Raw genomic sequence first — 11,187 nt, forward strand, 5'->3', positions numbered from 1 at the left:
ACCGGGGCCGGGCCCCACCTCCTGCCTGCCGGCCTCCTGCTCCGGAGGCAGCGCATCCCCGACCAACGCCGGCGCTTCCCACCGAGGCAAAGGTCACGAAAGCCGTTGATTGAGCCGCTCGGAATTGATTAGCCCCCTCGATCCGACTCGATCACCAACCTTCCGCCCCCGCAGAGTCGGTGTGCCTGAACCCAACGACAGAAGGGAGCGGGAGACGTGTCCCGTTCACTCCGTAAGCGACTCGCCGGCGCCCTGGCCGTGGCCGCCCTCGCGGGAGGGTCGCTGACCCTGTCCGCCGGCCAGGCCAGCGCGGCCCCGGAATGCCATTCCCCGGTGTTCACCGGGTGCGTGCGGATCAACAACGGCACCTGGAAGGTCCACAGCTTCCGCCTCACCGTGGTCCAGCCCAACGGCCGCTCATGGAACCGGTGCCTGACCGGAACCAGGCCCAACGGCACCCAGACCAACTACCCCGATGTGTGGTTCTCCCAGCGTGACGCGGTCTTCACCACGGCATACACCGGCAACAACTGCGAGGGCTGGTCGAAGACCGACGACCCGCACATGCGATGGACCGGCCCCGATCAGGGCCAGTGGTGGTCCCTCAACGCCTCCTAGGGCCGAACAGGCGCAGCACGACCTACCGACGCTTTCCGATCAAGGAGTCATGAAGGTGTTTTCCAAGGACACGACCGTCCGCGAGCGCAAGGCCCGCCGATGGCTGGCGCCGGCGCTGAGCCTGGGTCTCGCCCCGCTCGTCCTGCTGGCCTCACCGGGCTCCGCCTCGGCGGACACCTGGTGCTGGAAGCCGGACGGCTACGACATCCGCAAGGGCGACACCACCTGGGCCAAGGCACAGACCCAGGCCCGGAACACCTACCAGGACTGGGTGTGGCGCGGACCGACGTTCCGCTGCCCCACGAACGTCCCCAGTTGCTCCTACAAGTGGGACCAGCAGAAGACGACGGGCTGGAGCTGGTCGGTCGGTGTCAAGGTCACCAATCCGGTCCCCTACCTCAACCAGGTGCTCGGCAGCATCACCCCCGAGTACGGTCGCAGCGGGTCCACGTCCACCACATTCAGCTTCACCACGAACCTGAGCCCGGGGCAGTACGCACAGCCGATCCAGGTGGTGGAGCGCCGCTGGACGCAGGGCACCTTCGTCGGCGCCTTCCGCACCGACCACTCCTCCTGCGGCAGGGGCGAGGAGCGGTACTGGTGGGACGGCAACTACCAGTTCGGCAGGTGGCAGTCCAACCTCAGGGTCAACGACTACGGCACGTACAACGTCTACCGCTGATCGCCCTCCAGACCGGCCCGGCCCCGGTGTCCCTGCACCTGCCCCTGGGCCGGGCCCCTTCCCGTTCGACCTCCGAACCCGTGAGGAACCCCAGCCATGCACCCGCGCCGCCTTTGCCGTCTGCCCCGCCCCGCCCTGCCCGTGGCTGCCGCTCTCCTGTGCGCTCTGCTGGCCTCCTGCTCCTCAGGCAGCGCATCGTCGGACGCCGCTGCGTCCGCGAGTGGGGCCGGTCAGGTGACGACCGTCTCGCCCGAGCCCACCGCCACCCCCGCCGTCACTTCCTCGCCCAAGACCCTGCCGCCTTCCCACCTGTGCACGGTCCTCGACCGGTCCGCCGCCCGGCAGGTGCTGACCGACCCGAAGCAGGCTCCCCGCGTCGCGCCCCAAAAGGGCACGGCCCTGGACTCGTGCAGCTACACCTCCGGTGACGGGACGGCCATGCTGACCCTCAACCCCTCCGCCCGCTCCTACTCCGCCGAGCTCTCCGCCGCGCACCGCCTGGTCCGCGACCCGGCGTCGGCGGGCATGCGCAACGTGAAGGTCACCGAGGTCACCGGGCTGGGACAGGGCGCGTTCAGCGAGACCGTCCAGGTGCTGCACCCGCCGCAGGACGTCGCCTACGTGGTGTGGCACGCGGGCTCCAAGGTCTGGGTGCTCACCCTCGCCGAGACAGCCGGGGCGAAGGGCGCCGACCGCCTGGTATCGCTGGCCCGGCAGATCACTCCCCGGCTCCCGCGCTGACCCCGCAGGCCCGCCGATAGGGCGCGTCCGGCACGTACGTCCGCCACTGTTCCCGTGTCAGGTCGGTGCCGGCGCGGGCGCAGACCCGCGCGATCACCCGTCCGGGATCGATGCCGTACCGCTGGAGCGGGACGTGCACACTGCCCGCGTACAGGGTCGTGCCGTCGGGTGAGAAGGCCAGGGACTCGATGCCGTCGCCGGGCGTGGTCAGCGGGGTGCCGAGGGGCTGGCGGGTCGCCACGTCCCCCAGCTGCACACTGCCGGCGTCGCCGCCCACCGCCAGCGTCCGGCCGTCGGGGCTGAAGGCCAGCGCGTTCACCGCCTCCGGGCGGTCACCGAGCGGTGCCGGGAAGACGTCGCGCAGCACACCGGCGCGCCGGCTCGCTGTCCCGTCCCACAGGGCGACCCGCCCCAGGTCGTCGCCGACCGCGAGCAACGAGCCGTCGGCCGAGAACCCCGCCGCGCCCACATGCGCACCCTGCACGAGGTCGCGGCTCGCGACCTCGCCCGACGGCAGCCTGGCGAGCCGTCCGTCACCGACCAGCAGCCCGCCGTCGGGGCGGACGGCCAGGTGAACGCTGGCCAGATCCGGCAGCACCGCCGTCCTGCGGCGAGCCGCGGTGTCCCACGCCTCGCCGTACAGGTCGCCGCCAGGCTGAAGGGAGGCGCGGGCGGCGTACAGGGTGCGTCCACCGGGTCCGAGTCCGGCCTTCACCACCGAGTCTCCGGGCAGGACCACGGTGGAGCGGGCACGGTGACGGGCGACGTCCCACACCGTGAACGACTGCGCGACGACCTCCCGGCCGGGCTCCGAGACGCCGTACGCGAGCGCCGTGCCGTCCGGGCTGAACGCCAGCAGAGCGAGCGGGTCGTCAGGGATCATCGGGTCGGGATCGCGGGGGACGGGCACCTTCACCGGGGGCAGGGTGCTCAGCAGCCGGTCGTCGGCGGTGGCGCGGAGCCGGAAGAGGTAACGGCCGCCGGAACGCTGGGCCGTGGCGTACGTACGGCCGTCGGGGCTGAAGCACACCCCGTCCAACGGGGTGCCGCGCCAGGCCCGGGTGACCGCCGGGCCGAGGTCGAGGGTGTGGACGGTGTTGCCCTCGAGGTAGCGCAGGGTGCGGCCGCCTGCATCCCAGGCCAGGCCGCTGTAGGGGCGCTGGTTGTGCAGGGAGTGCCGGAAGACGGGCACTTCGGGGGCCGCCAGCCGCCGCACCTGGATCTCCTCGCGGTCGGCCGTCGCCAGGAAGGCGCCGTCCGGGCTGACGGAGACCTCGTGCACCTCGGTGTCGTCGAGATCGGCGATCCGCTTGCCGGTCCCGGTGTCCCAGACCCGGAGTCCGGTGCCGGAGGCGGCGGCCAGCCGGTCTCCGTCGAGCGCGAGGACGGTCGTGTTCGCGTCCTCGTCGCACATGCGGTCCTTCTGCCAGTCGCCGGGCAGGGCACGGCGGCCGGGGATGTCCCACAGCTGCGGGGCCTGCCCGCCGGAGCAGACGGCCGCGCGCCGTCCGTCCGCGCTGAGCGCCGTGACCGTCATACCCGGTGCCGGGGCCTCGAACAGCACGCGGCCGTCCACGAGCGAGCGCAGCCGCACCCGGCCGCCTTCGGTGGCCAGGAAGGTGCGGTCGTCGCCGCCGAAACGGACGTCGGTGTCCTGCGGCAACGGGTCAAGGCCGCCGGTCCAGTGCCCGGTGGCGGTGTCCCACAGCCGTATGCCGTCGGGGCGGCTGATCACGAGCACCCGCACATCCGGGCTCGCCCCGAGCACCAGGCCGTCCGGCAGCCGGCCCGAGCCGGTGCGCCGGCGCGTTCTCACGTCCCAGGTGCGCCAGGTGCGGTCGGCGGGGCTCATCAAGGTGCGGCCGGAGGCGGAGAGGGAACGCCAGGCGGAATCGCCGGGGACGGGGTCGGTGAAGGTGTCCGTCTCCTGCTGGGCGAGGGAACCGAGCAGGGCGCGGCGGGTCTCGGGCAGCTCGGCGACACGCCAGGCAGCCGCGCCCAGCAGCAGCGCCGCGCGGGGGTCGGTGGTGCGCAGGGCGTCTGCCACGTCGGCGACCCGGCGGGCCGCTTCCTGGGTCCGCCGGCGCTCGTTGTCGTGGTAGGCGTCCCAGACGGCGACAGCCGTCAGCAGCGCCACCGCCAGGACCGCGGACAGCGAGACGGTCAGGATCCGGTGTCTGCGGCTGCTCCGGGCCGCGGTCCTGCGCTCCGCCTCCCGGGCGTCGAGCGCGGTGGTGAGGAAGTCCCGCTCGGGCGCCGTCAGCGCGAGGTCGGCCGCAGGGTCCGGGAACAGTTCCTCGGCCCGGGTCAGCCGGGTGCCCCGGTACAGCGCGCCGGGGTCGCGGTCGTGCTCCAGCCAGGTGCGGGCCGCGTCGGCGAGCATCCGGTGATGGCGCAGCCGTATCCGGTCCTCCTCGATCCAGCCGTGCAGCCTGGGCCAGCAGGTGATCAGCGCCTCGTGGGCGAGCTGCACCCCGTCCTCATCGGCGGTCAGCAGCCGGGACCGGGTCAGCCGCTCCACCACCACCGGCACGTCCGCATCCGCCCACTCCTCCAGCTCGGCCCGGGAGAGCGGGCGCCGGGTGTCGGGGGTTCCCTGGCCCGGCTCGACCATCCGCAGCAGCAGATGCCGCGCGGCACGGGCCTGGGCCGGTGTCAGGCCGTCGTACACATCCTCGGCGCTGCCCGCGATCGCACCGCGCACCCCGCCGGCCTCCTCGTACCCGGCGACGGTGAGCATCCGTCCCCTGCGCCGCCTCCAGGTCTCCAGCAGGGCGTGGGAAAGCATCGGCAGCCCGCCCGGTTCGTCGAGGACCTCCTCCACCAGGCGGGCGGTCAGCGCCCTCTCGACGCGGCACCCGGCCTCCCGGGCCGGTCCGGTCACCGCCTCCCGCAGCTCCTCCGCCGTCATCGGCCCGAGCAGCAGCCCGGCGCCGCGCAGCGCGTCCGCGAGGCCGCGGTGCTCGGCGCAGCGGGCGTAGAAATCGGCGCGTACGGCGACCAGCACACGCAGTCTGCTGTCCGGGGTGCGGGCGGCGAGCAGCAGGTCGATGAAGCGGGAACGTTCCTGCGGGTCGCGGCAGAGGGTGAAGACCTCCTCGAACTGGTCCACCACCACCCAGCTCTCCGGCTCGTCCTCGGCGGGGCTCAGCAGATGCCCGAACGTCGTGGCCGGCATGGCCCCGGGGGTGAGGATCCGCAGCACCGCAGAGCACCCGCGCGCCGCGATCTCCCCCCGCAGCCGCGGGATCAGCCCGGCCCGCAGCAGGGACGACTTTCCGCTCCCCGACGGGCCGAACAGCACCGCGAACCGGTGCTCGCACACCAGCTCCCCGACCTCGTCGACCATCCGGTCCCGGCCGAAGAACAGATGCCGGTCGTCCGGCTCGAACCGGGCGAGCCCGCGGTACGGCGCCGACGCGTCCTCGGCGATCTCCACGGGGGCCCGGCTCACCTCCGCCTCCGCCTCCGCCTCCTTCCAGCGCGGCTCCCACTCGGCCAGGTCACCCCCGCAGGCACGCACATAGCCCTGCAACACGGCGAGGGAGGGGAGCCGTTCACCGGCGGCGGCCAGTGACAGCGCGGTCGCCGAGAAGCCCGCCGCCTTGGCCATCGTCCGGTACGAGGGGCTGCCCGCGGCCCGACGCAGCTCCCGCAACTCGTGCGCGAGCCGCTGGACGGGACCGGCCGTCGGGTCCACCGGTCTCTCGGGACGCCCCATGACATGCACCTCCGTACACCTGACACATATGTCATCGTTGACATTCGGGGTGATGAAAATGAAAACACACGGGTGGCTCGGTAACGTCCAGGCTGCCTAGGGTTGTTGTTTGGGGGTGTGGCCCGGCCGGACAGAGAACGGACTGGCCCCGAGCAAACGCGCACCGGAAGGCGAGGCACGGGTTGCCCGGACCCGCGGAACCCGTGCCGCACCCAACGCCGCCCGCACACCGGTCAGGTTCGCCTTCAGGCACCGACTGCTGATTGCCTCCGGGGGCCACGGTGCGGGCGTGACCGGTCAGGGGGGGTTGCGGCGGTCACTGCTCGGTCTCCTCCGCTCACCGCCACCCGCACGTGGGCGCTCGCCCTCGCGGAGACCGGCGAAGCGAAGGACATCGACCCGCTCGTATCGCTGGCCCGGCGGATCATGCCTCGTCTGCCTCGATAGGTGGGCTCACAGACTCCAGGCCCCGTCGTCGCCAGGCAGCGGAGGATGTACGCGTCAGTAAGGTGGCGGTTTCGCGTGTCCTGAACGACAGCCTGGGCCGGCTCTGCGGCGCTGGTCGGCGACAAGGTGTACTCCTTCTGCACCGCCTCCGGGCACGACAACGGCGGGGTCGACCCCAACAACCCCCTCCAGCGTCTGGCGCAGGCGACCGGCAAGATCCACGCGGACCGTAACCGCGTGTGGTTCACCGGCTTCCAGGACCACCGCATCATCGCCGATGCCGACGGCAAGCTGTACCAGACCCTGGAACAGTCGCAGCAGGGCCCGATCATCTACGCCTTCCGCGACCCGTTCGCCTTCCGCGACCCGTTCGCCTTCCGCGACCCGTTCGCCTTCCGCCCCCCGGGACTGCAAGATCCACCTCCTCTTCGAGGGCAACAGCCGACCACCAGGTGCCGGAGAACACGAAGTACTACACGGGCAACATCGGGCTGGCCACCACCGACGGCGTCAGCATGGAGAACTGGAAACTCCAGCCCCGCTGCTCTCGGCCAACTGCGTCAACCAGCAGACCGAACGGCCGCACCTGGTCATCCGCGACGGCAAGTACTACTTGTTCACGATCAGCCACAAGTTCACCTTCGCGCCGGGACTGAGCGGCTGGGACGGCGTCTACGGGTTCATCGGCTCGGCGCTGCGCAGCGACTACCGGCCGTCTCAACGGCAGCGCACTGGCCTGGGCAACCTCGAAGACGCCCCGACACAGCAGTACTCGCACTACGTCATGCCCACCGGACTGGTGGAGAGCTTCATCGACACCGTCCCGACCGCCGACGGCGGAACCCGCTTCGGCGGCACCCTCGCACGCACACTCGTGCTGTCCATGAAGGGCAACCAGACGAGGCCCACCAAGCAGTTGGACTACGGCTTCATCCCGTAACCAAACCTCAGTCGAGCAGCCCGCCGTGGCCGGCCACACCAACCATGGTCGGCCACGGCCGCTCGGACGACTCCGGCCGGAGCACAGCGAGCCAGTGCGGGCGCCCCGGCAAGAGGGCGTTCGAACAGGCGTTACAGACTGGGTTCATCGCTGGCCTCTGTCCGCGGTAACGCCGCAGCCATCGCCCCCCAGACCGCCGCAAGATCACACCAACTGAAATGACCGTCCCCCGCATGACTTCCGCTCCGTACACACCTTGACCGTGCCCCACCTGTCACACCGTCAGTTCCGTCCGCCCAGGCGATGGAGACCGTTTCCTGACGCTGTAGTACTCGGTGGCCAGGATCTGCTCCCAGGCCGCCCAGCCGCCCGGCACCAAGCGGCGGTGACCCGGATGCCTGGGTGACGCAGCAGGCTGGAGCACCTGCGGGCGTGCACGAGGAGGACGTATGGACTGGCTGGTCACGCTGACCGGTGTCGCCATGGTGTTGATCGTCTTGCGGGACCTGTTCCACACGCTGTGGCATCCGACTCGACACGGGGGGGCTCAGCCGGATTGTGATGAGGGGGCTGTGGCGGCTCCTCTCCCCCAGCCGTACCGTGCGCGGGGCGGCGGGGCTGGTCGGACCGCTCGGCATGGTCGGCGTGGTCGTGATGTGGGCGAGCGGGGTGTCCGTGGGCTGGGCCCTGGTGTACTGGCCGCACATGCCGGAGGCGTTCGCTTTCTCCACGGCGCTCGATCCTGCTGAGCACTCGGGTCCGGTTGACGCCCTCTACATCTCCATGGTGATCGTCGCCACACTCGGCCTCTGAGACATCGCACCCACGGAGGACTGGCTACGCGTCGTCGCGCCTCTCGAGGCCCTGGTGGGCTTCGCGCTGCTGACCGCAACCGTCTCCTGGGTCCTCGGCGTCTACCCCGCACTGGCCCGGCGCAGGGCACTGGCGCTGCGTATCTGCCATCTGCCCGCGTCGGCCTCACACCGCAGCAGCTGGACTCCGACACCGGGGCAGCGGTGTGGACGACCTCGCCCGCGAATACCCGGTTCTGACCCGCGACCGTCAGGCCATGGCCGACCTCGTCCGCAGCGCCCTCGGCCCGCTCACCACGGCCCGCGGCGGCGCCCAGCCCCTCTTGGACACCCTCACCGCCTACTTCGACTCCGGCTGCGTAGCCGCCGAGGCCGCCCGCCGCCTCACCCTCAGCGTGCGCGCCCTCACCTACCGCCTGGAGCGCATCCACAAGCTCACCGGCGCCAACCCCGCAGACCCGGCCCACCGCTACACGCTCCAGACCGCCGTCATCGGCGCCCGGCTGCTGGACTGGCCCGCCAAGGAAATCTGACACCCGAGCCGTTCAGCGGCAACACGCGGCGCACCGAGAACCCGCTCGTACTGCCTCCAGGGGCCTCCGCACATCGTTCAGTTGGCCGTCAACCGCATGCGTCAAGTATCCCTCCCCTGAGAGTGGGCCTGCGCCGGGACCACTTGTCGAGACCGCTTTCCGCCCTACGGTCTGTCGCATGCCCGAAACCGGAGCTTCCCCACTCCCCCCGACGCCCCCGGCGCGCTCCCCGCTCTTCCGCGCCGAGCAGTTCGTCTGGCTCACCGCGCGCGTGCTCGAGCAGCGCCTCTTCGCGTACCACTTCCTGAACGGCGCCGCCGACCCGGTGGAGACCGCGCTGGACGCGTACCGCAACGAGGACGGCGGGTACGGCCACGCCCTGGAGCCGGATCTGCGCGGCCCGGTCAGCCAGCCGCTGCACACCGGTCGCGCACTGCACGTCCTGGACGCCGTCGAGCGCTGCGGCGGACAGCGCGTGGACCGCGTGTGCCGCTACCTCACCTCGGTCTCCACCCCGGACGGTGCCCTCCCGGCGATCCATCCCAGCCAGCGCGGCTACCCGGCGGCCCCCTTCATCCCGATCGTGGAGGACGCTCCCAGCTCGCTCCTGGCCACCGGGCCGGTGGTCGGTCTGCTCCACCGCAACGAGGTCTGGCACGCATGGTTGTTCCGGGCCACGGAGTTCTGCTGGCAGGCGGTCGAGTCCCTGGAGAAGTCCCATCCGTACGAGATCGAGGCGGCGGTGGCCTTCCTGGACTCCGCTCCCGACCGCCCGCGCGCGGAGGCGGCCGCCGACCGCCTGGGCCGCCTGGTGCGCGAACAGCGCCTCGCGGCCCTGGACCCGGACGACCTCGACGCGTACCCGGTCTCCCCCGGCTACGCCCCCGACGAGCACCACTTCCCACACGACTACGCGAGGACACCGCGCTCCTTCGCGCGCGCGTGGTTCACGGACGACGAGATGACCCGTTCCCTCGACCACCTGGCCGGGGAGCAGCAGGAGGACGGCGGCTGGCCGATCCGATGGCGCCAGTGGGCGCCGGGCACCGCTCTGGAGGCGCGCCCGACGGTGACGATCGAGGCGCTGCGCACACTCCGCGCGTACGGCCGTTCCATCGGCTGACAAGCCTCACCCTCCCAGGGCCCGCGCTCCTGCCGTCACCACCACGGCCGCCGCGACGACCAGCAGGAACGGTGCCCGTAGGACGAGCGCCGCAGCGGCCGCGGCGACGCCTGCCATCCTCGCGCCCAGCGCCAGCTCATGCCCGTTGCCGAACGTCTGCTGAGCCGTGAGGGCAGCGAGGAGGGCGAGGGGCAACAGGGCGGCCAGACGTCGTACGACGCCGATCGCAATCCAGGTACTCACCGCTCCCCCTCCGTACGTCTCCCTCACGACGTCCCTGCGCCCACAGCACGACCGGCGCCGCGAGGGCGGCCACCAGAACGGGCGGCACACCAGCAGGCGGCACAGGCAACAACCCGAGCCCCAGCACCACGGCGAGACCGGCGAGACCGGCGAGACCGGCGAGACCGGCGACAACACGCTCGGTCGCGGACTTCAGCATCGTTGCGAGCAGCGCCAGGAAGACAGCGGGCCCGGCTGCGTCCAGCCCCCGGGCATCGGTGTCCCCCGTGGCCTCCGCGCCGAGCCCACCGAGCAACGTGGTGAGGTTCCACAGCACGTACAGACCGAGCCCGGTCACCACGAACCCGATCCGCGCACTGCGTCGCGTCGGCTGCGCCAGCGCGACAGCAGCCGTCTCATCGATCACCCACTGCGCGGCGAACGGCCGCACCACGCGCGTGAGGCTCAGCAACTGCGACAGCCGACAGCCCGTAGAAGGCGTTGCGCACCCCCAGGAAGAAGGCGCCGGCGGCCGCCGGTCGACGGACCACCACCAGCCGCAAAGGCCCCGACAAGCGCGAACTGCGACGCTCCCGTGAAGACCAACAGACTGAGTGCGCAGGTCTGTACGAGCGTGAGCCCGCTGCCCGGCCGATGTCGCCCCGAACGCGAACCCGGACAGCCCGACAGCGACGCCGACGCCGAGCGCGTCCCGTACGACGGCACCATCCGGTTTGTCTCCTTCGACACGTAGATCTTCGAGAGCTTCCTGTTCTGCCACGCCTGCGACGCTGAGCCGGCCACTGCCGCGCGTCTTGTACGTTCTTGCGCTCCCGCTGACACGCCCCAGGAGGAACGCCGACGGTCCGGGTGAAGTGCCGGTTCAGATGCGGCTGATCAGTGAACCCGACCGCAACGGCCGCCTCCGCCGGAGAGACACCCCGTCCCACAGCCGCCGAGCCTCCCGCACCCGCGCATCGGTCGGTCAGGCATGCGGCGGCATCCCATAAAGCTCCCGAAACGCCTGCAACAGGGCAAACGGACCGCTGCCAAGATCAAGAGCCGGCGTCTCCGGACTCGGCGGCTCGGCCATCCGCCCTTCCAACACCTCACGCGCGCGTACGGCGGCCCGAGCCCCCACAGCCGTATCCGGACTGACCAACGAATGTCTTCCGCACGTACCGCGCACGCAGCGGATCGCCCCCGGGCAACTCGGCGTACTGCCAATGCCGCGCCCGCCCGCCCGCCCGCCCGCTCGCCCGCTCGCTGGAACCTGCCGTACATCCGTTCTGGGCGAAGACGGCGGCTGCTGATCAGCGTGCGCGATGCCGCAGCCGCATACGACGGC

8 protein-coding genes and 4 pseudogenes are annotated in these 11,187 nt (G+C 71.6%); 8 read left to right on the forward strand and 4 right to left on the reverse strand.

What is annotated here, in order from left to right; all coding sequences use genetic code 11:
• Positions 1–216 precede the first annotated feature (216 nt).
• From KUM44_RS34990 to KUM44_RS35000, 3 genes are all read left to right on the forward strand, one after another.
• Positions 217–618: a hypothetical protein gene (locus KUM44_RS34990; protein WP_217213788.1), complete on the forward strand. Its 402-nt coding sequence runs from the start codon at positions 217–219 to the stop codon at positions 616–618.
• A gap of 49 nt (positions 619–667) precedes the next feature.
• Positions 668–1,300 carry a hypothetical protein gene (locus KUM44_RS34995; RefSeq protein WP_217213789.1) on the forward strand — a complete coding sequence of 211 codons (633 nt, stop codon included), beginning with the start codon at positions 668–670 and terminating at the stop codon, positions 1,298–1,300.
• Positions 1,301–1,534: 234 nt separating this feature from the next.
• A complete protein-coding gene (locus KUM44_RS35000; RefSeq protein WP_217213790.1) occupies positions 1,535–2,041 on the forward strand; it encodes a hypothetical protein in 507 nt (168 codons plus the stop codon).
• Here the strand turns inward: KUM44_RS35000 and KUM44_RS35005 are convergent.
• Entirely contained in the window at positions 2,019–5,762 is a 3,744-nt protein-coding gene (locus KUM44_RS35005; RefSeq protein ID WP_217213791.1) for a WD40 repeat domain-containing protein, read from the reverse strand. The genes KUM44_RS35000 and KUM44_RS35005 overlap by 23 nt on opposite strands.
• A gap of 573 nt (positions 5,763–6,335) precedes the next feature.
• Between KUM44_RS35005 and KUM44_RS46175 the strand changes: the two are divergent.
• The 5 genes and pseudogenes from KUM44_RS46175 to KUM44_RS35025 form a co-directional block, all read left to right on the forward strand.
• Positions 6,336–6,518: pseudogene (locus tag KUM44_RS46175) on the forward strand (glycoside hydrolase family 68 protein); the annotation flags it as partial.
• The gene (locus KUM44_RS35010; protein ID WP_254390566.1) at positions 6,487–7,149 is read left to right on the forward strand and encodes a glycoside hydrolase family 68 protein; all 663 of its coding nucleotides are present in this window, start codon (positions 6,487–6,489) and stop codon (positions 7,147–7,149) included. The pseudogene KUM44_RS46175 and the gene KUM44_RS35010, both read left to right, overlap by 32 nt.
• Positions 7,150–7,710: 561 nt before the next feature.
• The gene (locus tag KUM44_RS47375; protein ID WP_217213792.1) at positions 7,711–7,962 is read left to right on the forward strand and encodes a hypothetical protein; all 252 of its coding nucleotides are present in this window, start codon (positions 7,711–7,713) and stop codon (positions 7,960–7,962) included.
• A gap of 226 nt (positions 7,963–8,188) precedes the next feature.
• Positions 8,189–8,494, forward strand: a pseudogene (locus KUM44_RS35020) (PucR family transcriptional regulator); the annotation flags it as partial.
• Positions 8,495–8,672: 178 nt separating this feature from the next.
• Complete coding sequence (locus KUM44_RS35025; RefSeq protein WP_217213793.1) at positions 8,673–9,617, forward strand: hypothetical protein; 945 nt, start codon at positions 8,673–8,675, stop codon at positions 9,615–9,617.
• 6 nt (positions 9,618–9,623) lie between these two features.
• On the opposite strand, the gene KUM44_RS35030 is transcribed toward KUM44_RS35025, so the two are convergent.
• The 3 genes and pseudogenes from KUM44_RS35030 to KUM44_RS46190 form a co-directional block, all read right to left on the reverse strand.
• Positions 9,624–9,860, reverse strand: a complete 237-nt coding sequence (locus KUM44_RS35030; protein WP_374202105.1) for an AzlD domain-containing protein — start codon at positions 9,858–9,860, stop codon at positions 9,624–9,626.
• Positions 9,754–10,620 (reverse strand): annotated as a pseudogene (locus KUM44_RS46185) (AzlC family ABC transporter permease). The gene KUM44_RS35030 and the pseudogene KUM44_RS46185 overlap by 107 nt, the downstream one beginning before the upstream one ends.
• A gap of 28 nt (positions 10,621–10,648) precedes the next feature.
• A pseudogene (locus KUM44_RS46190) lies at positions 10,649–10,977 on the reverse strand (helix-turn-helix domain-containing protein); the annotation flags it as partial.
• Between the last annotated feature and the right edge of the window lie 210 nt (positions 10,978–11,187).

The sequence above is a fragment of the Streptomyces sp. AC550_RSS872 genome, assembly GCF_019049285.1.
Lineage (GTDB): Bacteria > Actinomycetota > Actinomycetes > Streptomycetales > Streptomycetaceae > Streptomyces.

Excerpts from the sequence above, each read along its gene's own strand:
- KUM44_RS35005 (WP_217213791.1), bottom strand. The coding sequence starts at position 5,762 with ATGGGGCGTCCCGAGAGACCGGTGGACCCGACGGCCGGTCCCGTCCAG.
- KUM44_RS35025 (WP_217213793.1), top strand. The coding sequence starts at position 8,673 with ATGCCCGAAACCGGAGCTTCCCCACTCCCCCCGACGCCCCCGGCGCGC.
- KUM44_RS34995 (WP_217213789.1), top strand. The coding sequence starts at position 668 with ATGAAGGTGTTTTCCAAGGACACGACCGTCCGCGAGCGCAAGGCCCGC.
- KUM44_RS35010 (WP_254390566.1), top strand. The coding sequence starts at position 6,487 with ATGCCGACGGCAAGCTGTACCAGACCCTGGAACAGTCGCAGCAGGGCC.
- KUM44_RS47375 (WP_217213792.1), top strand. The coding sequence starts at position 7,711 with ATGAGGGGGCTGTGGCGGCTCCTCTCCCCCAGCCGTACCGTGCGCGGG.